This is a genomic window from Bacillus sp. Y3, assembly GCF_008123875.1.
GTDB classification, from domain to species: Bacteria; Bacillota; Bacilli; order Bacillales; family Bacillaceae; genus Bacillus; species Bacillus altitudinis.
The window spans coordinates 85,095-108,163 of record NZ_VSSC01000006.1 but is presented as its reverse complement, the minus strand read 5'-3'; the positions used below and the strand labels follow the sequence as shown (position 1 = coordinate 108,163).

Annotated in this window: 20 protein-coding genes and 1 pseudogene; 7 read left to right on the top strand and 14 right to left on the bottom strand. The window is 41.5% G+C overall.

Annotation, left to right across the window (positions count from 1 at the left end; translation table 11 throughout):
* Positions 1 to 30 precede the first annotated feature (30 nt).
* The gene (locus tag FXF70_RS15140) at positions 31 to 1,230 is read right to left on the bottom strand and encodes an MFS transporter (RefSeq protein ID WP_148780569.1); all 1,200 of its coding nucleotides are present in this window, start codon (positions 1,228 to 1,230) and stop codon (positions 31 to 33) included.
* 103 nt (positions 1,231 to 1,333) lie between these two features.
* Here FXF70_RS15140 and FXF70_RS15135 point away from each other — a divergent pair, with 103 nt between their 5' ends.
* Positions 1,334 to 2,242, top strand: a complete 909-nt coding sequence (locus tag FXF70_RS15135) for a LysR family transcriptional regulator (protein WP_057078352.1) — start codon at positions 1,334 to 1,336, stop codon at positions 2,240 to 2,242.
* A 32-nt stretch (positions 2,243 to 2,274) separates the two neighbouring features.
* On the opposite strand, the gene FXF70_RS15130 is transcribed toward FXF70_RS15135, so the two are convergent.
* Positions 2,275 to 2,754: an aminoacyl-tRNA deacylase gene (locus FXF70_RS15130; protein ID WP_148780567.1), complete on the bottom strand. Its 480-nt coding sequence runs from the start codon at positions 2,752 to 2,754 to the stop codon at positions 2,275 to 2,277.
* 146 nt (positions 2,755 to 2,900) lie between these two features.
* Between FXF70_RS15130 and FXF70_RS15125 the strand changes: the two genes are divergently transcribed.
* The gene (locus FXF70_RS15125) at positions 2,901 to 4,103 is read left to right on the top strand and encodes an MFS transporter (RefSeq protein ID WP_148780565.1); all 1,203 of its coding nucleotides are present in this window, start codon (positions 2,901 to 2,903) and stop codon (positions 4,101 to 4,103) included.
* Positions 4,104 to 4,116: 13 nt separating this feature from the next.
* Here the strand turns inward: FXF70_RS15125 and FXF70_RS15120 are convergent, their stop codons facing one another.
* On the bottom strand, positions 4,117 to 4,848 hold the full coding sequence (locus FXF70_RS15120) for a MurR/RpiR family transcriptional regulator (RefSeq protein WP_017360430.1): 732 nt from the start codon (positions 4,846 to 4,848) through the stop codon (positions 4,117 to 4,119).
* A gap of 204 nt (positions 4,849 to 5,052) precedes the next feature.
* On the opposite strand from FXF70_RS15120, the gene FXF70_RS15115 reads away from it, so the two are divergent.
* On the top strand, positions 5,053 to 6,381 hold the full coding sequence (locus tag FXF70_RS15115) for a 6-phospho-beta-glucosidase (protein WP_148780563.1): 1,329 nt from the start codon (positions 5,053 to 5,055) through the stop codon (positions 6,379 to 6,381).
* 33 nt (positions 6,382 to 6,414) lie between these two features.
* On the opposite strand, the gene FXF70_RS15110 is transcribed toward FXF70_RS15115, so the two are convergent.
* A complete protein-coding gene (locus FXF70_RS15110) occupies positions 6,415 to 7,062 on the bottom strand; it encodes a DUF3885 domain-containing protein (RefSeq protein ID WP_148780561.1) in 648 nt (215 codons plus the stop codon).
* Between the two features lie 113 nt (positions 7,063 to 7,175).
* Here FXF70_RS15110 and FXF70_RS15105 point away from each other — a divergent pair, with 113 nt between their 5' ends.
* Complete coding sequence (locus FXF70_RS15105) at positions 7,176 to 7,376, top strand: hypothetical protein (RefSeq protein WP_041093156.1); 201 nt, start codon at positions 7,176 to 7,178, stop codon at positions 7,374 to 7,376.
* A 10-nt stretch (positions 7,377 to 7,386) separates the two neighbouring features.
* Here the strand turns inward: FXF70_RS15105 and FXF70_RS19380 are convergent.
* A pseudogene (locus tag FXF70_RS19380) lies at positions 7,387 to 8,301 on the bottom strand (NAD(P)/FAD-dependent oxidoreductase).
* Positions 8,302 to 8,366: 65 nt separating this feature from the next.
* Complete coding sequence (locus tag FXF70_RS15095; RefSeq protein WP_017366776.1) at positions 8,367 to 8,804, bottom strand: Rrf2 family transcriptional regulator; 438 nt, start codon at positions 8,802 to 8,804, stop codon at positions 8,367 to 8,369.
* 181 nt (positions 8,805 to 8,985) lie between these two features.
* On the opposite strand from FXF70_RS15095, the gene FXF70_RS15090 reads away from it, so the two are divergent.
* Complete coding sequence (locus FXF70_RS15090; protein WP_007496834.1) at positions 8,986 to 9,357, top strand: hypothetical protein; 372 nt, start codon at positions 8,986 to 8,988, stop codon at positions 9,355 to 9,357.
* A gap of 82 nt (positions 9,358 to 9,439) precedes the next feature.
* On the opposite strand, the gene FXF70_RS15085 is transcribed toward FXF70_RS15090, so the two are convergent.
* The 4 genes from FXF70_RS15085 to FXF70_RS15070 all read right to left on the bottom strand — a co-directional run bounded on the left by FXF70_RS15085 (position 9,440) and on the right by FXF70_RS15070 (position 13,773).
* Positions 9,440 to 9,991 (bottom strand): hypothetical protein, encoded by a 552-nt coding sequence (locus FXF70_RS15085; RefSeq protein WP_017360436.1) that lies wholly within the window; start codon positions 9,989 to 9,991, stop codon positions 9,440 to 9,442.
* Between the two features lie 202 nt (positions 9,992 to 10,193).
* Entirely contained in the window at positions 10,194 to 11,168 is a 975-nt protein-coding gene (locus FXF70_RS15080; RefSeq protein WP_108611397.1) for a tRNA dihydrouridine synthase, read from the bottom strand.
* A 252-nt stretch (positions 11,169 to 11,420) separates the two neighbouring features.
* The gene (gene rlmD / locus FXF70_RS15075) at positions 11,421 to 12,803 is read right to left on the bottom strand and encodes a 23S rRNA (uracil(1939)-C(5))-methyltransferase RlmD (protein ID WP_148780559.1); all 1,383 of its coding nucleotides are present in this window, start codon (positions 12,801 to 12,803) and stop codon (positions 11,421 to 11,423) included.
* 61 nt (positions 12,804 to 12,864) lie between these two features.
* The gene (locus FXF70_RS15070; RefSeq protein WP_007496845.1) at positions 12,865 to 13,773 is read right to left on the bottom strand and encodes a diacylglycerol kinase; all 909 of its coding nucleotides are present in this window, start codon (positions 13,771 to 13,773) and stop codon (positions 12,865 to 12,867) included.
* A gap of 181 nt (positions 13,774 to 13,954) precedes the next feature.
* On the opposite strand from FXF70_RS15070, the gene FXF70_RS15065 reads away from it, so the two are divergent.
* Complete coding sequence (locus tag FXF70_RS15065; protein WP_048002028.1) at positions 13,955 to 14,908, top strand: nucleoside hydrolase; 954 nt, start codon at positions 13,955 to 13,957, stop codon at positions 14,906 to 14,908.
* A 227-nt stretch (positions 14,909 to 15,135) separates the two neighbouring features.
* On the opposite strand, the gene FXF70_RS15060 is transcribed toward FXF70_RS15065, so the two are convergent.
* A complete protein-coding gene (locus tag FXF70_RS15060; protein WP_148780557.1) occupies positions 15,136 to 18,348 on the bottom strand; it encodes an efflux RND transporter permease subunit in 3,213 nt (1,070 codons plus the stop codon).
* Positions 18,349 to 18,479: 131 nt separating this feature from the next.
* On the opposite strand from FXF70_RS15060, the gene FXF70_RS15055 reads away from it, so the two are divergent.
* Positions 18,480 to 19,325, top strand: coding sequence for a TetR/AcrR family transcriptional regulator (locus FXF70_RS15055; RefSeq protein ID WP_148780555.1), 846 nt, complete (start codon positions 18,480 to 18,482; stop codon positions 19,323 to 19,325).
* Between the two features lie 182 nt (positions 19,326 to 19,507).
* Here FXF70_RS15055 and gatB read toward each other — a convergent pair whose 3' ends face one another.
* Genes gatB through gatC form a run of 3 tightly spaced genes read right to left on the bottom strand, consistent with a single transcriptional unit; the run spans position 19,508 to position 22,714 of the window.
* Positions 19,508 to 20,938 (bottom strand): Asp-tRNA(Asn)/Glu-tRNA(Gln) amidotransferase subunit GatB, encoded by a 1,431-nt coding sequence (gene gatB / locus FXF70_RS15050; protein ID WP_007496855.1) that lies wholly within the window; start codon positions 20,936 to 20,938, stop codon positions 19,508 to 19,510.
* A 13-nt stretch (positions 20,939 to 20,951) separates the two neighbouring features.
* Complete coding sequence (gatA, locus tag FXF70_RS15045) at positions 20,952 to 22,409, bottom strand: Asp-tRNA(Asn)/Glu-tRNA(Gln) amidotransferase subunit GatA (RefSeq protein WP_007496857.1); 1,458 nt, start codon at positions 22,407 to 22,409, stop codon at positions 20,952 to 20,954.
* A gap of 14 nt (positions 22,410 to 22,423) precedes the next feature.
* Positions 22,424 to 22,714 carry an Asp-tRNA(Asn)/Glu-tRNA(Gln) amidotransferase subunit GatC gene (gatC, locus tag FXF70_RS15040; protein ID WP_003213898.1) on the bottom strand — a complete coding sequence of 97 codons (291 nt, stop codon included), beginning with the start codon at positions 22,712 to 22,714 and terminating at the stop codon, positions 22,424 to 22,426.
* Positions 22,715 to 23,069 lie beyond the last annotated feature (355 nt).

The following is a 23,069-nucleotide window of genomic DNA, read 5'->3' as shown; positions in this document are numbered from 1 at the left end:
AGGCAGTTTTTTTATATAACGCTTTATTTTTTACACTGCACTAGAAGAAACATGCTGCCCGCTTCTTATCCACATGCTGACGAGCATTAAACTTATGATAAGCATCAGCCAAAAGACGCTGTTTGTTCCGAAAAACTGGATCAACGTATACCCACACAAAGGTCCTAAAGCAGCCCCCATATCTTGAACAAAAGAATAGCTGGCGAGAAAGCGGTTCTTATCTGTTTGAGCAGAAGCTTTTTGAAAGGCAAGTGTATCGGTGAACGTTGTGACTATTGTTGCCATCAGTTGAATCAAAAGCAGCATCAATAGGAACCAGCCGCTTACCTTCAGCATGATCACAAGAAAACTGAGCCCTCCAAATGAAAGAAACATCCAGCTTAACATTCGTTCCTTCATCACAAGACGATCAAACCATTTACCCGTTCTCGGTGCGAGAAATGGTTCCCATCCCCACCTGAGCGCTTGAATAACACCGCTTAAAGCCGAAGCTCCGATGACAAAGCCAAACAAAGTCAATTCATCTTGGTCAATCTTTGCTTCAATGACATGACTCAGCGTGGATGCGAATAAACCTTGGATGATCAGTGCGATCAGCATGCCTGTTATCAGTACTTTTACCACATCTCGTGTCAACCACTTCTGTTTGATGCCATGATACACCTGCGTGCCTTCTCTCTTTTCAATTTCTTCTAACGATACATAAAAAATGCAGCCCATTAATGTGAGTAAGCCAAAGACAAGCGTCATGGACTGAAAACCGATCAAGCTGGCAAGGATTCCACCAAATAACATGCCAAATAAACTGCCAAGCCGGTAAAGCCCATTATAAAGACCCGTCAAATGTCCTTGTGAGACTTCGTCCATTTCAGCCAAGACCCTCATCCCACTCATACGGAGTAACGTCCAAGCGAGACCCCATGCACAGCGGCAAATCAATAGCAGCCAAAATCCACTCATACCATATAATATCGTGGTCACTGACGCGATCAAAATTGCGATCAGTACACCGGTCTTCATTGGAATATATCGATAAAGCCACCATACGACAGGTGCTAGCGGGATACGAATGAATCGGTTGATAGACAGCAGTAACCCCACCTCCCAAATGGATGATAAACCAATCTCTTTCCAATAGACCGGGAGAACAATATAGAGCATTGAATCCCCAATAAGGGCAAATGCTGTGATGAGCGCAATTGACACCACTTGTTTTTGACGACGATCCATTTTTTCTTCCCCCTTCGCTACCTTTACGATAAGGGATACCTTATAATAAATCTAATGAATGTTTTTGATTGAATCATCAAAATAATTGATAGGCGGTGCAAAGATGAATTTACATGCCCTCCGTATTTTTGCAAAGGTAGCCGAAACAAAAAGTGTCACACAAACGGCAGACGTGCTGTCTTTGACGCAGCCGGCTGTGACAGCACAATTACGAAGCATTGAACGAGAGATCGGCTTTCGTCTTTTCAAACGAAACGGCCGGGGGATTACCCTGACGGAGATGGGAAAGATCCTGTATCCATATGCCCGGCAAGTATTCGAGGCGGAAAAAGAAGTAGAATATCAGATCACCCTTCTGCAAAACGGAAAAAAAGGAAGACTTAGAATTGCTTCTACCTACGTACCACTTAACTTTTTGCTGCCTGATTGGCTTGCCTCTTTTAAAACGGCATCGCCACAGACAGACATTGAATTAAAAAGCGGAAACTCCGCTCAAGTGATCGAAAGCCTGCTTCAATATCAATCAGATGTGGCGATCGCCGTAATAGAGGACCTGCACCACGAAGATCTTCACACCTCTCACTTAACTGATTTAAGTTATGACTTTATCGTGCCTGTGGATCACCCGTTAAATGGACAAACCGTCCCCCTAGAACGCCTAAGCCATGAACCCTTTTTAATGCGAGAAGAAGGCAGTTCGACGAGAGACAAACTTTTTTCCCTTTTTACCGCTAAAGGAATTAAAAAACCGACCGTTGATTTACAATTCAGTGGTGTCCACGAAGCCATTCAAATGATCAAAGCTGGCTATGGCATTACCCTTGTTCCTCGTGACGCTGTTCAGCGAAGCTTAGAACGTGGAGAAATTGGGCGTGTGTATATCGAAGGAATTGACATTATCAGACCTGTTGTGGTCTGCAAACGGGCGAATGACCTTGAGGAAAATAGGACGGTGAATGCTTTTCTGCAAATGAAAGACATCGGACCCTTTATAGCACCTGACTCCAATTAAAAAAGTGCCTGCTTCAGCAACAGGCACTTTTTCTATTCGGATGGCTGAACAAGATCAAATGGGACCGCTTTTGAGGCTATCACTAACTGTTCTGGTGTGATGAGGATTTCATTTCCCCATTCTCCCGCTCCAACGCCTAATATCTCTTCTTCTAATAGCGATGCTTCGATAATCGTGCGGAACCCTTCCGGCTGCCAGCAAAATGGCGGAATAGAGCCAATCCGATAGCCCGTCACTTCAAGCACCGTGTCAGGTGAAGCCATTTTGATATTACGAGAGCCTGCGGCTTTCTTTAGTTTCCCTGATTTGATGTGCTGGTCAGCACCCACCATTACAAGCAGCTGCTCGCCTTCCCCTGTTTCAAAGATCAATGTTTTGATCATTTGTCTTTCTCTAAAACCAAGAGCTGCCGCTACATTCGCTGCGCCCTTCTCTGTGTCGGCAGAAAATGTTTTGATGTCATACGGGATGCCATGCTTGTCCAAAAAGTCATGTGCTGGTAATGTTCTCAATGGATTGAACCCCTTTCCTTACAATGTCCTTTCATTTAGATTATCACAATCCTCTCATCCTTAAGATGTATTTTTCAATGGAAAACCTCTGCACACTTCGCCAACATGCTATACTGAACTTGTTTTTGAAAAGGAGTCGGTTGGATATGGGTAATAAGTTTTGGTGTTATACAGGCAGTAAAAGCCTTCTCATGCTAAGTGATATTCTATTTTTGATGACAGTCACATTGGTTATTTACCAAGATACACAATCTGTCGCTTATGCGGCTGTATTTCCGCTCATAAGAACACTATGTCAGCTATTGGCTGGGCTCCTCTCTCCTGTTTTGACAGAACTCTTTCAAGCCAAGCGTCTATTGAAATGGGTCCCTCTTTTACGTATTGGGATGCTCGTCGTATTCACGACCCAATTTGATTTCTTTCAGCAGCACCTGATCTGGCTGTTTAGTGCGTTCGTTTTGATTTCCATCACAGGCGGGTTCATCAGTCCTTTATTGCAAGCCATCATGCCGATGATTGTGCCAGAAAATCAGCTTGTGAAAGCGAACAGTACAGCCTCCGTTTTTTATCAATCTGTTCAAATCGCCGGCTATTCGTTTACTGGAATGCTCGTCCTGTTGATTGGTCCATCTTATTTATTGTGGGCCTCTTGTTTCATGATTGTGTTGTCCTATCTATTGATCATCCCTGTTTTTTCTCTACTCAAGCAAGAAGACACGGTTCAAAAAGAAAATAAGATGAACGGGTTCAAAGATGGCTGGAAGATCATTTGGACAAACAAAACGGTTCGCATCCTGACTTTCATGGATGTTAGTGAAAATATTGCAGGTGCTTTGTGGGTCGGACCGGTTACGCTTGCCTTTGTCACACTTGTTTTAAATGAAGGTGCGGAATGGTGGGGATATATCAATGCCGCATATTATATAGGTGCCATTATAGGCGGACTCATGGCTGCATGGCTAAGCCAGTTTATTCAAAAACAACTTCTCCTCTTTATGGCAGCGGGCTCTTTTATTTATGCAGTGCTGACGATCCTATTTTCGCTAAACAGCCTGCCATGGCTTGCATTGCTGCTTTGTATTTTAATGGGGCCTGCCTATCAAATTCGAGATGTCTCTCAGCAAACCATTCTCCAAACGGAAACGCCAGTCCATGAGTTATCAAAGGTGTATTCGGCTCAATACGTTCTCTCTTCTATGTCTGTCAGTTTATCTATTTTCTTTGTTGGATTAATTGCGGATACATTCGGAGCGAGATTTGTGTATTTGTTAGGCGGACTGTTTGTACTCATCTGTTCCGGGATTGCCATCACCGCTTTCATGATGCAGAAAAAAAGAGCCACTGTTTAAGGCAGCGGCTCTTTTACTTTTCTTTTAACATCGTAAACATGTCACGCGCCATTGCTTCTAGGATATACACAACGGGTGTCTGTGTAGTAATGTTGGCTCTATGGACTCGTTCGTCTGTGACGTAATAAGCAATATTCAAGTCAGAAATACGAGAAATTGTACAGTGCTGATTGTTTGTAATACTAATGATCGTGCTGCCTTCTCTTTTTAGTTTCGAAATATGATCAATCGTAATACTGTTCTCTCCTGATACCGACAGCACAATGGTGACACTATTGTCTAAATACTGCATATTCATCGGGAAAAACGGATCATTGATGTAGAATGAAAATTTCTCAAGACTTGAAAAGTACCTTGCCCCATACTGCGCCAAAATACCAGAACTGCCTGTCCCGATAAATAGCACATTTTTTGCATCCGCAATGAGCTTCGCTGCCTCTTTAATCTTCTCTTCAAAATCTCCTTTAAGTGTCCGTTCGATAAATTCATACAGGAAATGCTGCGTGCTTTTCAAAGAAGGTGTTTGTTCTGCTTCTAAATACATTTTGAGCTTCACCTTAAATTCTGAAAAGCCTTCACAATTCACTTTTCGACAAAAGCGAAGGACAGATGAGGTCGATATATGTGCGGCATCTGCCAAATCACGAATTCTCATATAGACGACTTTTTCACTGTTTTCCATAATGTATCGGTATAAAGCGCTTTCTAGTTCATTAAAGCTGGAAATGACCTCACTTGAAAACATCTGACTTCCCCTTTCTCCAACAACATGACACAAGACGTTTCTTTTATGTAACAAATCTCTAAATAGGGCACCCTTGCCTAAAGACGCTGAAACCGTTTACGCACAAGGTACTCTCACGATAAGCTATAAATGTACAAACAAATGATAAAAGATTGATTCACTCTATTATAACATTGTGCGTTACATTATTCGGAGGTGCAGAACATGACAAAAGGATTAAAGGTTGTCACAATCGGCGGAGGATCAAGCTATACACCAGAACTTGTCGAAGGATTCATTAAACGGTACGATGAATTTCCAATTAGCGAACTTTGGCTCGTCGATATCGAAGCAGGTAAAGAAAAACTTGAGATCGTCGGAAATCTTGCAAAACGCATGGTGAAAAAAGCGGGACTTCCAATCGAGGTTCATTTAACTTTAGATCGCCGGAAAGCACTGGTAGACGCTGATTTCGTCACAACACAATTCCGCGTCGGATTACTGGAAGCACGTATGAAGGATGAACGCATTCCTTTAAAATATGATGTCATTGGTCAAGAAACAAACGGTCCAGGCGGTCTATTCAAGGGTCTGCGCACCATCCCTGTCATTCTTGATATTGTGAAAGATATTGAAGAATTATGCCCAGATGCTTGGCTTGTGAATTTCACAAATCCAGCTGGTATGGTCACAGAAGCCGTACTTCGCTATTCAAACCACCGCAAAGTCGTTGGCTTATGTAACGTACCAATCGGCATTCGCATGGGCATCGCCAAAGGACTTGATGTCGACGCAAGCAGAGTCGAAGTCAGCTTTGCTGGATTAAACCATATGGTCTTTGGACTGAACGTGTTCTTAGATGGCAGAAGCATCATGGATCAAGTGATCGAAGACATGGCAGATCCAAACTCCACCATGTCCATGAACAACATTCAAGCGATTCCGTGGGATGCAGATTTCTTAAAAGGGCTTGGTGTGATTCCTTGTCCGTACCACCGCTACTATTACAAAACAAGTGATATGCTGGCTGAAGAGAAGAAAGCAGCAGAAAATGAAGGAACTCGTGCAGAAGTCGTTCGTGCACTAGAAAATGACCTGTTCGAGCTTTACAAAGATCCTGATCTTGATATTAAGCCACCACAGCTTGAAAAACGAGGCGGTGCTTATTACAGTGATGCAGCATGTAACTTGATCGCATCCATTTATAACGACAAGCATGACATTCAGCCTGTAAACACAATCAACAATGGCGCCATCAGTGACATTCCAAATGATTCTGCCGTTGAACTGAACTGTGTCATCACAAAAGACGGCCCAAAACCAATCGCTGTTGGTGAAATGCCGGTCGCTGTCAAAGGACTTATTTCTCAAATTAAATCCTTTGAACGTGTAGCCGCTGAAGCAGCCGTGACAGGCGACTACAACACAGCACTTGTCGCCATGACCATCAATCCGCTCGTCCCATCAGATGCCATTGCAAAAAGCATCCTAGATGAAATGCTAGAAGCACATAAAGAATATCTACCACAATTTTTTAATAAAGTCGAAGCATAAAAAGAAGCCGCACTTGTCAAAGTGCGGTTTTTCTTATTTCCCAGCAAACAACTGATCCATCTGAGCACGGTCATAGTCTAAGAGCCAGTGCTGTAAACCTTCATAAACTGGACGCAGATGTTCTGGATCTGCCGCAATAAGATCACAGCCTCGATCATCATATAAGTGGAAAATCATCTGTTTTGAGAGATTGATGAGATAAATGTCATAACCAAGCTTTCCTTTCAAGATTTGATTCGGTTTGCAAAAATCCTCTTGGCATATGGCTTGTACTAGCGGGCGCAATCGAATATCTTGCAGCTGACACTTGAGTGTAAATCTCTCTATTTTCATTGTTTCTTCTTGTTTTGGTTGTACATAGGTCAAACGCTCGTGAAGCAATCGGTGACGCACTTGTCGGTCGGCATATTTTTGATAAACAAGGAGCTTTTGCTTCATTAATTCATGTTCATGCTGCGTATAGACATCTGTGACAAATAGAATATCGTCTTCTGAATCAAAAGCATATCTGACGATTTTCAAAGCCCGATCGCCTGCTTTTTCTAATACAACCGATTCTTCTCCTAATGACCAATCTGCCACTTCAAAGCGAAGACCAAAAGGCCACTTATAAAAAAGAGGCGGCGCAAGGACAAGTTCAGGAAAATGACTTTTTAAAAAACGATTGGTTTGATCGCTCATCTCATGTCCTTCCATTGGTTTTATTTCTTATTTTACCGTTGAAACTAATGGAAATTCAATTGGAAATAAACTGTCATTTCTTATATGATAGAAAGAGATGGAGGTGTGACCAATTGAAAAAATGGTTTTTACAAGTGTTCCTCACCGCATTGATCACGATGTGGATACAGACTGGACTTGATCAGGCGAACATCATTCATATCACCAATGTATGGGTCGATGTCAGCAGCTGGATCCTAATCTTCTTTGTCATCTACGCACTTTTTGAATGGGCTGCTCACGTCTTAGCAAAACGGAAAATCGCTCATCGCTGAACATCTCTTTTTACAGAGATGTTTTTTGTTGAAACTCTTCCTGCACAAGTTCATGAATCACACCCATTCCTGCCTGACTTCCGGCTGCTGCTGCAAGAACAAGCTGAGCAAGTCCGCCTAAATTATCACCACATGCAAAAATACCGCTGACGGTTGTACGCCCAAGAATATCTGTTTCAATGCCCCCATTTTTCGTCATTTGACAGCCTAGTTTTTCAGCAAAAGGGGTTGACTGCTTGAAATCACTTGCGACAAATCCGCCTTCTCTTTTCACAGTTTCCCCATTCGCAAGGTGAAGAGAGTGAAGCTGCCCATTGTCATGATGGATCGCTACAATTGGTACATCAATGACTTGAATAGAATGCGCTGATAGCAGTGCTTTCTCCTCTTCATCTAACACTTGCTGTCCATTTGTAAACACAATCAAATCCTTTGTCCAATTGGAAAGAAGTTTCGCCATATGCAAAGCACGCTGGTTCTCTGCAATCAGGGCAAGTGGCTTGTCCTTCAGCTCCCAGCCATCGCAGAAAGGACAGCTAAACAACGTCTTTCCATACACATCATGAATCCCGTTGATCTTTGGCAATATATCCTTAAGTCAAGTTGCCAAAATGATTTTTTTCGCTTCGAATCTTTCTCCTTCTTGTGTCAGTAACGCGAAGTTGTCCTCATGATTTTGTATCTCCACCATTCTGCTTCGTTTGATTTGGATATTGGGGTAGTTTTGGAGATCCGCTTCTCCTGCTTGTCTGATCTCAAACGGTGTCATTCCATCGTTTGTAATAAATCCATGTGATTCCTGAGTCACTCGATTTCTTGGCATCTCATCATCGAATACCATGACCTGTTTTCTGCCCCGCCCCACAACAAGAGCTGCATTTAATCCGGCTGGCCCGCCTCCAATAATGGCACAATCTAATAACATATAAATCTCTCCTTTTTATCCAAGACTTTAAAGACTTTTAATATCTATAATTTACTCAAAAAAAATCACATCTTGAAAAATGGATTTTTTTCTGTCTGCTCTATTTGGCTTGCAATATCAACTAACCGCTTTTGACTTAACGTCTCCTGCATTTTCATTTCAACATCCTGCATGACTTGTTCAATCAAACAGCCATCGTGAGGCATGAAAGAATCATGTTCTAAAGAACAACGAAATAAATGGGTTTGTCCTTCTACCGCCTGAATGACGTCTAAAAACGAAATGTCCTCCTTCTTTTTCAGAATGGTGTAACCACCTTTTGCGCCAGGTGTTGATTCAATCAATCCCGCCTTCACAAGCTTTGTTAAAATTTTGGATAAATAAGTGGGTGAAAGATCTTGCATCTTGGCGAGAGGCTCAACGCCTATTGCTTTCCCCTTTGGTGCAAGGGTTAAAAAAACCATCGTATGCAGGGCATAGTTGGTCGCTTTAGAATATTTCATCAAAACATTCCTTTCTATCTATTGTAGACCTTTTATATCTGTAATTGATCATAAAAGATTCGAGAAGAAAAAGCAAGTATTGTGGATCTGCTTCTTTTTTCATTCCACATTTCGCATTTCCTTCCGATAATAGAAGTAAGCACGAATAAAAGCTTGATGAAGACTAGAAGGAGTGAAAAAAATGTCAGATCAACAGCACAATGCAGCACACGAAGAAGAAGAGGAATTTAACGTATACGACATGCTTCCACCCGCAGGAACAATCATTGGCGAAGCAACAGAAGAAGAAATGGAAGCTGCGGCAGCATTAGAAGTGAGACATTACGCCTTTATGCGTCTGCAAGACTCGTACATTCAATTTGATGGATCTTCTTATAAAGAATTGCTTAAAGACTTTCAAGAACTAGAATTTGATTCTGCAAAATTTTGGAGAGCCATCGCACGACGCCTGCAAGTCCCATACGAATGGCCCATCCGAATCGACCATGCAAACGGTCCTATTTATATTGGTGAAACAGAAGATAGCCGTGATGTTGAGGAGAGTGCGGAGTAAGTTATAAACTATAGTAAACACCTTATGTTAAATATGACTAATGTCTAATAAACTTAAGGTGTTTATATATGAAATTTTCAACTTAGATACGCCTGTTTTCATTACTGATTTTATTATATTCAATAATACAATCTTTAAGTAAGTCACTTAAATAATATCTTCTATCCATGTTTTTTTCTCTATTCCTCACATAAAGAATGTAAAATACGCCAAGTATCACAAATGCAATTAAAATCATATAGAGTGAAAGTTGAAAGACCGGTGAAGGGTCTAGACTCTTTAACCATTCAAATAGCTCATCTTTACTTATTTTTTCTTCCCCTAAATGATTTTTAAGAAGGGTATTAAACATAGTAAAAGTCACAGTAATCATTCCAATTATAACTGTAGTTAATACTGGCAAAAGTACTGTTATAAAGTTGAAAACAATATTATGGAGAGGCTGTATATCTTTGGCCCTTTTAATTTGAGATTCTGAACGTCTTAACATTCTTTTTAATTCAGACTTATCATGATCTAGTATTATTGATTCTCTCAGTTCTTTTTGGTCTTTAAAATTCAACTCATAAATTTCTCCATACCTAGCACTAAGATAATTTGAAACGTATTTAGATTCTCCGTAATCTCTAGTCATTTTTTTCACCTCCAACCTTTATATCGACAATCTAGAAAAAAATCAAAATTAATAAAATCTCATTTTGAATTCATTTGTGTCCCAAAATGGTTTCAAATAATATACCTCCAATTGTTATTTCTATCTCATTTTACCATTTAAGAAAACTAGTTTAATAGTCCTATTCATAAAAAAAGAGAAGGGTTCTCCCTCCTCTTGTTGATCATGATTGTTCTTGATTTCTCGCTTCAAATTCATCTAGCATTGCACGCACTTCATCTGTTGATGATGTGTTCATTAATTGGTTTCTTAGGAAGCTCGCTCCTCTGAATCCTTTTACATAAATCTTAAAGAAACGATGCAGTGCCTTAAATGGTCGCAAACCTAATGAAGAATATTGATCATGAAGATCAAGATGCAATCTTAAAAGACCTAGCAGTTCGTCACTCGTATGCTCTTTCGGCTCTTTTTCAAAGGCAAATGGGTTATGGAAAATTCCGCGCCCAATCATCACTCCGTCTATCCCATATTGCTCAGCGAGCTTTAAACCAGTTTGACGATCAGGAATATCACCATTGATTGTCAAAAGCGTATCAGGTGCTATTTCATCACGTAGTTTTTTAATTTCAGGAATGAGCTCCCAATGCGCATCTACTTGGCTCATTTCCTTTCTTGTACGAAGATGAATCGATAAATTCACAATATCTTGCTCCAAAATGTGTCTGAGCCATCCGCGCCATTCATCGACCTCAGTAAAACCAAGTCTTGTTTTGACGCTGACAGGTAATCCCCCTGCTTTTGCCGCTTGAATCAGCTCTGCCGCAACGTCTGGACGAAGAATCAATCCACTGCCCTTTCCGTTTTGCGTAACATTAGGGACAGGACAACCCATATTAATATCAAGCCCCTGAAATCCTAACTCCGCCATTCCAATACTCATTTGTCTAAAGTTCTCAGGCTTATCTCCCCAAATATGAGCAACAATCGGCTGCTCATCCTCGGTGAACGTTAAGCGGCCTTTCACACTTTGAATGCCATCAGGGTGGCAGTAGCTCTCACTGTTTGTAAACTCTGTAAAAAACACATCCGGTCTCGCCGCCTCACTCACAACATGACGAAACACAACATCTGTCACTTCTTCCATTGGTGCTAATATAAAAAATGGCCGTGGTAAATCACGCCAGAAATTTTTACTCATCTTTCATCCAATTCCTCTCATGACATAGCGCCTAAAGGGCTTGTCCTTCTGTAAATTCTTTCAGCAATTTTTATCATTATATACTTTAATATGAACTAGGCAAAATTGCAAAAAAGGACATTTCAAAACCAAATAAGGGGTAAAGATTAATTTTCGACCTATAATTACCGCTTTGTATTCAAGTGAAAGGCAGCCAAAATAAAAATATCCCGATATCGGTGTTATATCACGAAATCGGGATGCTTCAATACATTATGACTGTTGAATCACAAGACTAGCAACGCATTCAACATGACTCGTATGCGGAAACATATCCACAGGCTGCACTTCCTCCGTCACATACCCACCATCTTCAAGAATACGCAAATCACGAGCAAGCGTCCCTGGATTACAGGACACATACACAACACGGTTCGGTTTCATCTTTAAAATCGTATCAAGCAGTGCTTCGTCACAGCCTTTTCTTGGTGGATCAACGACAAGAGTGTCTGCTTTAATGCCTTCTTTGTACCAGTTTGGGATAACGGTTTCTGCTTCGCCGACTGCGAATTCAACGTTGTTGATTCCGTTTAAGGCAGCGTTGCGTTTTGCATCTTCAATCGCTTCTGGCACAATTTCCACGCCATATACTCTGCCTGCTTTTTGTGCGAGAAATAAGGAAATTGTACCGATTCCGCAATACGCATCGATCACGGTTTCTTCTCCTTGCAGCTCGGCATATTCAAGGGCTTTATCGTAAAGAACCTTTGTTTGAGCTGGATTCACTTGATAAAACGAGCGGGCTGAAATGGCAAATTTGATGTCGCCAATCGTGTCATAAATGTATTCTTCTCCCCATAAAACGGTCGTTTCGTCTCCGAAAATGACATTTGTCTTCTTTGAATTTACGTTTTGTACAATTGACCGAACGTGTGGGAAGCGTGCTATAATCTGTTCAATCACCTGCTGCTTTTGCGGAAAATCAGCCGTTCTTGTGACAAACACAACCATCATTTCACCTGTTGCAATACCGTAACGAACCATGACATGGCGAAGCCAGCCTTTATGACGTTCTTCGTTATATGCTTTGATGCCAAACGCATTGCAGATGTCTTTTACTGCCTGTACCACTTCGTCATTTTCTGATTGCTGGATCAAACATTTTTCCATATCAATGATTTCATGGGTACGCTGCTGATAAAATCCTGCAACAAGTCCGCCTTCGCGTTCGCCAACTGGTACTTGTGCTTTGTTTCGGTAATTCCAAGGGTCTTCCATGCCGAGTACAGGATGAACTTTTACACGGCTCATATCAAGCTTACCGATCCGCTCTAAAACGTCCTTTACTTGTTTCTGTTTAAAAAGCAGCTGGCCTTCATAGCTCATGTGCTGAATTTGACAGCCTCCGCACTGCTTATAGATAGGACATGGCGCATCTTGCCTGTGCTGACTTTCCTTTGTCAGCTCCATAAGTCGTCCAAAAGCAAATCCTTTTTTGACACGTGTGACTTTGATTTTCCCTTGTTCCTCAGGAAGGGCATTCGGTACAAACACAGGGAAACCCTCAATTTTCGCTACACCTGCACCTTCGTGCGTTAAATCTTCGAAGGTTACATTGTAGTATTCATTCTTTTCAACAGGCGGTTTCATTTTCACCAATTTTATCACCTCATTTGCAAAGAAAAACTTGGTCGCCATAAGGAACCAAGTTTAGTCTTCACCCTATTTTTTCAGCTGTTGCTTTTGGCACAATAAATTCAATATGGCGATACAAGTTTTCAAATTCACCTGGCAGCATGCCGCCGTATTCACCATCTAAATTCAATTGCATTTTATCTTTTACATCTACCTTCACGCGATTCGCTTTTGCGTAGATGACATTGTTATCATGAATATGCTCGCCTCGAAGTGCAAGGCTGACCACTCGAATGGCTTCTGCTAGATTGACCTTCTTTAGAATGATCAGGTCAAACATCCCATCATCTAGAATGGAATCTGGTGCGAGCTTTTCAAAGCCGCCTACTGAGTTTGTTAGTGAAACAAGAAACAGCATGATTTCTCCATGAAACAATTTGCCGTCATATTCAATTTCGACTTCTGTCGGGCGAATGGAAGGAAGCATCTCCATGCCTTTCAAATAATACGCAAGTTGTCCTAGCATGGTTTTCAGCTTACTAGGCACTTCATAGGTCAGCTCTGTTAATCGGCCGCCTCCCGCAATATTAATGAAATACTGTCCATTCACTTTACCAATATCAAGCGGCTTTGCTACACCATCAATGATGGCATCTGTCGCTTTTAAAATATCTTCTCTTGGAATGCCAAGTGCTCTTGCGAAGTCATTGGTCGTTCCAACTGGAATGATTCCTAATTTTGGTCTTTTTTCAAGCGGCGCTAATCCGTTGACGACTTCATTAATCGTGCCGTCTCCACCAGCTGCTACAATTAAATCAAAGTCTCTCTGTGCGGCTTTTTCGGCTGCTTGTGTTGCATCTCCTGCACATGTCGTCGCATGACAAGATGTTTCATAGCCAGCCTGTTCAAATTTTTGCAAAACCTGCGGTAAATTCTTCTTAAAGAGTTCACGTCCAGATGTCGGATTGTATATAATTCGAGCACGTTTCATTCATCATCATCCTATTATCATTATGCAATCTATTTTCACCACTAACAACCTTTAATTATACTATGAGATTTGAAAATGGCAACAGAACACCCCCCTAATATTTGAAATCTCATGGCACGTTTCCCTGAGCAGATCAACATTCTGATAAGATAAAAGAAAACGATGAAAAGGATGGTATGCCATGAAAAAGCCTGTCTATTTCAACCATGACGGCGGTGTTGATGATCTTGTGTCCTTATTTCTACTTCTTCAAATGGAACACCTGAAAGTGATCGGAATGTCTGTGATTCCTGCTGATTGTTATTTAGAGCCTGCGCTGAGCGCTTCTCAGAAAATTATTGATCGTTTTAGCCCATATGAGATTGAAGTCGCCGCTTCCAATTCTAGAGGTGTGAATCCATTTCCAAAGGAATGGCGTATGCATGCCTTTTATGTAGATGCCCTGCCGATTTTAAACGAAAAAGGTGCTGTTGATACAAAAGTATCTAAGCTTCCTGCACATCTTCACCTGATTGAAACGGTGAAAAAGTCAACCGAACCTGTTACGCTGCTCTTTACAGGACCGCTCACAGACCTTGCACGCGCCTTAGAAGAAGATCCTTCCATATCAAATAAAATTGAGAAACTGGTGTGGATGGGCGGCACATTCCTTGAAAAAGGCAATGTCGAAGAACCCGAGCATGATGGAACAGCAGAATGGAATGCTTTTTGGGACCCTTATGCTGTGAGCACCGTATTTCAAGAGCGTTTTCCAATTGAAATGGTCGCACTGGAAAGCACGAATCAAGTCCCGCTCACACTCGATGTCCGTCAACGCTGGGCTTCCCTTCGCTCTCACATCGGGATTGACTTTATTGGACAATGTTATGCCTTTTGTCCGCCTCTCATTCATCACGAAACGAACTCGACTTACTACTTATGGGATGTGCTGACAACGATCACTCTTGCATCCACCTCATTTACCCGTTCAAAAGAAATGAATGCAATTGTTTATACCGAAACACCAAGACAAGGACGTACTGAAGAACATCCAGATGGAAAATTGATTCAAGTCATTGACCACGTCGATCGGGATGCCTTTTTCGAGGCCTTTGAAGAGCTGATGAGAAAAGCGGTTTGTCAGATTTCATCATAAAAAAGCCCCGCTTATTAGCGGGGCTCAGATTGTTGACAAAGGACTAAATTATACTTTTTTAGCCCTGTGTCTTCTTTTCAACGTGATAGAAAACCTTTGCAGCCCTAGGAAGGACGAGTACCGGCGCGGAGCGAATTTGACATTCGTGAGCACCGGAACGCAGGATTGACAAAGAATGCGAGTGTTTGTCTACACGCTGAAGCCCCGCTCATTAGCGGGGCTTCCTCTTACTCTTCTTCAGCGTACTTTTTCTTACGTCTAAACTTGCTTAAGATTTCATACACGATTGGCACGATGACCAATGTGAGAAGTGTAGAACTTGTTAAACCGCCAATGACGGTGACGCCAAGTCCTTTTGATACGATCTGACTTCCGCCTTCAAAACCTAATGCGAGTGGCAGCAATGCACCAATTGTCGCAAGTGCCGTCATTAAGATTGGGCGTAATCTTGTTGTACCTGCTTCAAGTAAAGCTTCTCTTGTTGAAAGACCTTCTTTTTCTTTATGAATCACTCGGTCAATCAAGACAATGGCATTTGTTACAACGATTCCGATTAGCATCAGCAATCCAATCATGGCATTTAAGCTGATGGTTTCTTTCGCTACAAACAATCCAACGAGTGCCCCAATAACCGTAAATGGAAGTGAGAACAGAATCGCAAATGGTGCAAGACCTCCGCCAAATGTAATGACGAGAACGAGGTATACAATCGCAATCGCTGCAAGCATTGCGAGTCCTAGCTGTGTAAAGGATTCCTCAATATCCGCACTTACACCGCCTGTATCAATCGTAACGCCAGATTTTAAATCAAGCTTGTCAACTTTCTTCTGAACATCTTGTGTCACACTTGATACGTCGTCTGTTGTCATGTCACCAGATACTTCAGCGTAAATCTTCCCATCACGCTTTGTCACAGTGTTTGCTGTTGTGCCATCTTTCACTTTCACCACATCGCCAATTCGGACTTGTTGTCCTGTTGGTGTTGTGATCTTTTTATTCTCTAGATCTTTTTTACTCTTGTATTCATCTTTTTCCGTTTGAAGCTTCACATCTAGTTCTTTGCCGTCCTCTGTTACTTTCGTCAACGTTGTTTCATTACTTTGAGGAGCGATCGCCTGTGCGATTTGTGAAGCGGTTAAGCCTAGTTTCGCCAGTTTTTCTTGATCTGCATTAAACGTATATTCGTCATATTTCTCAGATAAGCTTGTGCTGACGTTTTTCAAGTTCTTTTCATCTTTTAAAATGTTCTCGACATCTTTGACTGTGCCTTCAATATCACTTGCTTTGTCACCGTACACATAGTACGTCACTGTATTGCTTGCGCCAGCAGATGAGAAGTCTTGTGATTTCCATTCCCCTTTAGACGTTTTGTCTTGAAGGGCTTTAACCATACGATCTTTTTCTTTATCAAAGTTCGGTGTGTCCTCGTCGTATTGTACGAAGAATAATGCACCGTTAGAGTTTCCGCCAACACTTGCTGTCATTGCATTTGAAGAGCCTAATGAATATTGAACCGTATTGACATGATCACGTTTCATTAAGTAATCTTCTGCCTTTTTCGTTTCAGCAATGGCTTGTTCTCTTGTTTGTCCAGGCTCTGGCGTGTATGTCACCATTGCCGTTTTTTCTGCTTCCTGTGGTAAGAAGCTGACACCGACAAGTGGTGCGAGGAATAAGCTTCCGACCAGCATCAGAATCGCAATTCCTGACGTGATCCATTTATGGTTCAATGTCCAATTGAGTACACGTCTATAACCACCAGCAAGTTTGCTTGGTTTGTGTTCTTTCACCTTTTTCGCTTTGCCATACAGGTTCTTTTTAAATAGGCTGTGAGCCATCATTGGAACGATTGTAATGGCAACAAGTAGTGAAGCCATTAGAGCAAACACAATGGTTAATGCAAATGGGATGAATAGTTCACCAATCATTCCACCCACTAGCGCTAATGGCAAGAATACCGCAATTGTGACAATCGTCGAAGACATAATCGGAATAAACATTTCTTTTGTTGCTTCTCTAACGAGTGCTTTGCCTTTTAACGGTTCATCTTTTAACGCCATTCGTCGATAGATGTTTTCTATGACGACAATCGAGTCATCGACAACACGCCCAATGGCGACTGTCATGGCACCGAGTGTCATGATATTTAATGTGATATCGAGCTGATTTAATAATAAAACAGCAATCAACAGGGATAACGGAATGGAGATGACCGAAATTAATGTTGATTTGATATCTCGAAGGAACAACATGATGATAATGATCGCAAAGATTGCTCCGATGATCGCCTTGTTCAGCATTGTGCTGACAGATTCTTTAATCGGCTCTGCTTGATCATATGTCGTGCTGACTTTGATTCCTTTATTGTCTTTTTTGAATGTATCAAGTTCTTTTGTGACTGCTTCTGCTACACTCACTGTGTTGGCATCAGAGCCTTTGACAATTTGCAAACCGATACTGTCTTTTCCGTTCGTTCTAGAAATTGATTCTGCATCTTTCACGACTTTAATATCTGCTATCTCAGAAAGTTTGATCGTCGGCAGTTCTACCGATTGACCGCTTGCTGCACCTGCACCTGTTTGTTGCTGAGCTGCTGCTGCTTGCTGCTGACTTGCACTTCCAGCCTGCTGATCAGCACCTTGAGCTCCTGCATTTCCTGAGCCGCTAGCAGATGCACCAGCTCCTGCGCTTGCACTTGGTGTAACAGGAATTCGCATGTTTTTCAAATCTTTAACACTTAAAATATTGCCATCCACTACGACTGATTTTTGCTTGTTGCCAAATGTGTATAACCCTAAAGGTACATTGACATCAGAGCCTTTGATCATGTTTTGGACAGTTTCTTCATCTAAACCATATTCCTTCAATTTCTTTTGTTTAAAAGAAAATTCTACTTCTTTGATTTGTTGTCCAGAAGCTTCGACAGACGAGACACCCTCTAAGCTTTGAAGAGAAGGAATAAGATCATTTTCCACTTTTTGTGTCAGGTCTTGTAATGATTCTTTATCACCGGAGACACTTAGAGCTAAGATTGGAATCGCGTTGATGCTAAAACGTGTGATTTTTGGTTTTTCTGCATTTTCTGGAAAATTGATATTGCTAATGGCATCTTCAATTTCCTTCTTTGCTTCATCCATATCTTTATTGTAATCGTACTCGATTTGAATCGATGAGGCATTTTCAAAAGAATTAGAAGTGACCACATTCACCCCATTGAGATTTTGTATCGACTTCTCAATTGGATCTGTCACCTTATCTGATACTTCGTCCGGCGTTGCGCCAGGATACGTTGTAGAAACCGTAATGACTGGAGTGTTGATATTCGGGATTGATTCTTGTTTCATATTCAATCCGGCATATAGACCAGCAACTGTTACGATAATCGTCATGAGCCATACAGCGAACTTGTTCTTTAATACAAAATTGATGATCGAATTCATTATGTCCTCCATTTTCCTTTATGTATTGACTGACTGGTCATTCTATATCATAATAAACGGTGATATACAATGCCGTCAACCATTTCACTTGCGTTTGACGTAACATTCTAAAGCTGAAGGGGCCTTATTTCATGAACGAAAAAAAAGAAAAAATCATTAAAGCAAGCATTCAGTTGTTTGCGAAAAAAGGTTTTTCTTCTACGACCATTCAGGAAATTGCAGATGAATGTGGAATTTCTAAAGGTGCATTTTATTTGCATTTCAAATCAAAAGAACAGCTTTTCAACAGAGCGTTTGAATATTATATCGACACGTCTATGCAAAGTATTGAAAAGATTCGAAAAGAAAATCAACATCTTGCGCCTAGAGATATCTTTCAGAAACAAATCGCTGAACAGTTCCAGCACTTTGCTGAGAACAAGGATTTTATCATTTTGATCCTCAGCGAGAACATTATTCCGGAAAACCAGCAAATTAAAAAGTATTCCAAAACGGTTAAAAAGCAGATGAATGATGAAATCCAAATTTCTATTTTGACCACGTATGGACAGGAGATCGAACCATACATAACTGACCTGTCAGTCATGATTCAAGGAATCATCCAATCTTATGTGCAGGTACTGCTTTTACAAGATCAGATGCAATTATCATGTGATGAGCTCTCATCCTTTATTCTCGACCGATTTGATGATTTGGTGCATGGGCTTCTCCGTTCTCATGCGAAGCCGATTCTAAAGCAAAACATTTGGGATGATGAAACGCCAAATGCCGCTACTCTTCAAGAAGAGCTTCGATTGTTAAAATCTGAGCATCTGCTTTCGGATGATACCCTTGTATCCATTGAAGTCATTGAAGAAGAATTGGCCAAAAATGAGCCTCGCAAGCCGGTCATTCAAGGGATGCTGACAAATTTAGAAACGTGTGAGGACTCCGCTGTCCAAAGAGCTGTGGAACAATTGAAGCTATTCCTCCAATGACAATACGTGGCGATGTTCACTTTAGTTCACCTTTATCCCCTTCGAATATGTGCTAAAGCTTATGCTTCATTATAAAAAAAGAACCAATGAATTGATATACGGCGGTGGTCTGAATCTGTGATAAGACCCTGTCATATCCATCAACAAAAAAACCGCCTCTTCCATGAGGCGGTTTTTGCGATTTATCGTTTTTTGATTTCTTCGAGAAGAATCTTGTTGACCATCGGCGGGTTTGCTTGGCCCTTCGATGCTTTCATAATTTGTCCGACTAAGAAACCAATTGCGCGGTCTTTTCCATTTTTGAAGTCTTCAATGGATTGCGGGTTGTTATCAAGAGCTTCTGTGACAAGTTTGAGCAGTGCACCTTCGTCAGAAATTTGGACAAGTCCTTTTTCTTTGACGATTGTTTCTGCGTCGCCCCCATTTTCGATAAGCTCTTTGAATACCTTTTTGGCAATCTTAGAAGAAATCGTTCCTTTTTCGATAAGCTTGATCATGCCAGCCAGTCCTTGCGGCGTTAGCTTCGTATCTTCCAGCTCTTTTTGGGCCGAGTTTAAGTACGCAGATACTTCACCCATGAGCCAGTTTGATGCTTGCTTCGCTTCTGCACCTTCTGAAATGGTCGCTTCAAAGAAATCAGACATTTCTTTTGTCAGCGTTAGTACCATTGCGTCATATGCAGGAAGTCCAAGTTCATCAATGTAGCGTTTGCGGCGCTCGTCTGGAAGCTCTGGAATGGATGCTCTTACACGTTCTTTCCACTCGTCATCAATATACAGCTCCACCAAATCTGGTTCTGGGAAGTAGCGGTAATCATCAGAACCTTCTTTGACACGCATGAGGATCGTCTTTTTAGACGCTTCGTCATAGCGGCGAGTTTCTTGTTCGATCAAGCCGCCAGAAAGCAATACTTGCTCTTGACGTTTTTCTTCGAACTCAAGACCTTTTTGGACGAAAGCAAATGAGTTTAAGTTCTTCAGCTCTGTTTTTGTTCCAAACTCTTCACGGCCGATCGGACGAAGAGAAATGTTGGCATCACAGCGCAGTGAGCCTTCTTCCATCTTACAGTCAGAAACGCCTGTATATTGAATAATGGATTTTAATTTTTCTAAGTAAGCATACGCTTCTTCTGGCGTACGAATGTCAGGCTCAGATACGATTTCAACAAGTGGTGTACCTTGACGGTTGAAATCGACGAGTGAATAACCGTCGCCTGTGTGCGTCAGTTTTCCTGCATCCTCTTCCAAATGAAGACGTGTAATACCAATTCGTTTTGTTTTGCCGTCTACTTCAATTTCAATCCAGCCGTTTTCACCGATCGGTTTATCAAATTGAGAAATTTGATACGCCTTTGGGTTATCAGGATAGAAATAGTTTTTACGGTCAAATTTTGTATCAGTTGCAATCTCACAGTTCAGTGCCATTGCTGCTTTCATCGCAAAGTTCACCGCTTCTTTGTTCAGCACAGGCAGTACGCCTGGATAACCAAGATCGATGACACTTGTTTGCGTATTGGCAGCCGCACCAAAAGGCGTCGGTGAGCTTGAGAAAATTTTTGATTGTGTTTTGAGCTCTACGTGGACTTCAAGTCCAATTACCGTTTCAAAGTTCATTCTGATTCACCCCTTACAGTTCAGGTTTTGCTTTATGATGATCTGTTGCTTGTTCGAAAGCGTGAGCCACGCGGTAAACGGTTCCTTCATCAAAGTGTTTACCGATGATTTGCAGTCCTAACGGAAGACCATTTGCAAATCCACAAGGCACACTGATTCCTGGGACGCCTGCAAGGTTAACAGGGATCGTTAAAATGTCGTTTGCATACATCGTCAGTGGATCGCTTGTCTTTTCACCAATGTTAAATGCCGGAGTTGGTGTTGTTGGTCCTACAATGACATCATACTTTTCAAAAACATCTTCAAAGTCTTTTTTGATCAGTGTACGGACTTTTTGCGCTTTTTTATAGTATGCATCGTAATATCCTGAGCTTAGAGCAAATGTGCCAAGCATGATGCGGCGTTTGACTTCGTCTCCAAAGCCTTCAGAACGGGTATTTTTATATAAATCAATCAGGTTGTCTGCATTGTCTGTACGGTAGCCATAGCGAATACCGTCAAAACGAGCAAGGTTTGCAGATGCTTCTGAAGATGAAAGCAAGTAGTAAGTCGCAAGCGCATATTTAGAATGCGGAAGAGATACTTCTTCCCATGTGGCACCAAGTCCTTCTAATACTTTCAACGCTTGAAGAACAGACTCTTTTGCTTCTTCGCCAACACCTTCGCCAAGATATTCTTTTGGCACAGCGATTTTCAAGCCTTTGATGTCGCCAGTTAATGAAGAAAGAAAATCTGGGACATCGACATTTGCACTCGTTGCGTCCATTTGATCAACACCAGAAATCGCTTGAAGAACATATGCATTGTCCTCAACATTACGCGTAATCGGCCCAATTTGATCTAATGATGAAGCAAATGCGATTAAACCGTATCTAGATACACGGCCATACGTTGGTTTAAGACCAACAACACCACAGAATGATGCCGGCTGACGAATGGAGCCGCCTGTATCTGATCCAAGAGAGAATGGTACTTCTCCAGCTGCAACAGATGCTGCTGAGCCACCACTTGACCCACCTGGAACTGTGTTTAAATTCCACGGGTTTTTCGTTGCTTTGAAGCCCGAGTTCTCCGTAGAAGATCCCATCGCAAATTCGTCCATGTTTAATTTACCGATTGTGACAGCTTCCGCTTCTCTTAAGCGGTTCACAACGGTTGCATCGTAAATAGGATCGAAGTTTTGCAAGATTTTACTTGATGCCGTTGTACGTAAATCTTTCGTCACGATGTTATCTTTGACACCGATCGGCATACCGAACAATAGACCAAGCTCGTCCTTTTCACCAACTGCCTCGTCCAATTCCTTTGCGTACGCACGTGCTTTCTCTTCGTCAAGCGCTAGGAATGCTTGTACTTTCCCGTCTACTTCATGGATTCGTTTATAAGACTCGTCCACTAAATCAGAAACAGACAGTTCCTTTTTATGTAAAAGCTCTTTTAATTCAGAAATTTTGTGGTCAAACAGTGACATGCCTCAGGCCTCCTTTAGTCCAAAATTGATGGCACACGAATATAGCCGTCTTTATGATCAGGCGCGTTTTTGATGACTGCCTCAATGGAAAGACCTTTATTCGGAACATCTTCTCTCATGACGTTTTTCATTTTTAATACGTGTGTTGTTGGTTCAACGTTTTCCGTATCTACCTCGTTTAACTGCTCTGCAAATGAAATGATGCTATCAAGCTGTTCTGTAAACATCTCAGCTTCTTCTTCTGTAATCGCAAGCCGTGCCAAATGCGCAACATGCTTTACTTCTTCTATTGAAATTCTTGACATGCAGGTTCACCTCCAAAATGATACGTGTTCGTGGTCATGATCATAAGTCATATACACTTTATCATATCAAATTTTACTGTTCTAAAGCAACTTTACGAGGACGCCCAGAAAGGCTTTGTCCACTAATATGTCATTGTGGTGCAGCCAGTGTCTAAAATATTCATCAAGTTGACTTTTTATTTTTCAGAAAATTTTTTCTTTTATTTAATTTAGTAAGCGCTTACATATAGACGCTTATCACGCATACACGTATTTTTTTTGTCTGATGAGGATGTTTAAGAAGGTTGATCACTTGGGAATACTCTGATAGGTTAAGTAACCATAGCAGTGAGCAGGCAGTTCAATAGGCTGTTCT

Coding starts and splice junctions, on each gene's coding strand:
- FXF70_RS15140 (WP_148780569.1), bottom strand. CDS start 1,230: ATGGATCGTCGTCAAAAACAAGTGGTGTCAATTGCGCTCATCACAGCA.
- FXF70_RS15135 (WP_057078352.1), top strand. CDS start 1,334: ATGAATTTACATGCCCTCCGTATTTTTGCAAAGGTAGCCGAAACAAAA.
- FXF70_RS15125 (WP_148780565.1), top strand. CDS start 2,901: ATGGGTAATAAGTTTTGGTGTTATACAGGCAGTAAAAGCCTTCTCATG.
- FXF70_RS15120 (WP_017360430.1), bottom strand. CDS start 4,848: ATGTTTTCAAGTGAGGTCATTTCCAGCTTTAATGAACTAGAAAGCGCT.
- FXF70_RS15115 (WP_148780563.1), top strand. CDS start 5,053: ATGACAAAAGGATTAAAGGTTGTCACAATCGGCGGAGGATCAAGCTAT.
- FXF70_RS15110 (WP_148780561.1), bottom strand. CDS start 7,062: ATGAGCGATCAAACCAATCGTTTTTTAAAAAGTCATTTTCCTGAACTT.
- FXF70_RS15095 (WP_017366776.1), bottom strand. CDS start 8,804: ATGAAATATTCTAAAGCGACCAACTATGCCCTGCATACGATGGTTTTT.
- FXF70_RS15090 (WP_007496834.1), top strand. CDS start 8,986: ATGTCAGATCAACAGCACAATGCAGCACACGAAGAAGAAGAGGAATTT.
- FXF70_RS15085 (WP_017360436.1), bottom strand. CDS start 9,991: ATGACTAGAGATTACGGAGAATCTAAATACGTTTCAAATTATCTTAGT.
- FXF70_RS15080 (WP_108611397.1), bottom strand. CDS start 11,168: ATGAGTAAAAATTTCTGGCGTGATTTACCACGGCCATTTTTTATATTA.
- FXF70_RS15070 (WP_007496845.1), bottom strand. CDS start 13,773: ATGAAACGTGCTCGAATTATATACAATCCGACATCTGGACGTGAACTC.
- FXF70_RS15065 (WP_048002028.1), top strand. CDS start 13,955: ATGAAAAAGCCTGTCTATTTCAACCATGACGGCGGTGTTGATGATCTT.
- FXF70_RS15060 (WP_148780557.1), bottom strand. CDS start 18,348: ATGAATTCGATCATCAATTTTGTATTAAAGAACAAGTTCGCTGTATGG.
- FXF70_RS15055 (WP_148780555.1), top strand. CDS start 18,480: ATGAACGAAAAAAAAGAAAAAATCATTAAAGCAAGCATTCAGTTGTTT.
- gatB (WP_007496855.1), bottom strand. CDS start 20,938: ATGAACTTTGAAACGGTAATTGGACTTGAAGTCCACGTAGAGCTCAAA.
- gatA (WP_007496857.1), bottom strand. CDS start 22,409: ATGTCACTGTTTGACCACAAAATTTCTGAATTAAAAGAGCTTTTACAT.
- gatC (WP_003213898.1), bottom strand. CDS start 22,714: ATGTCAAGAATTTCAATAGAAGAAGTAAAGCATGTTGCGCATTTGGCA.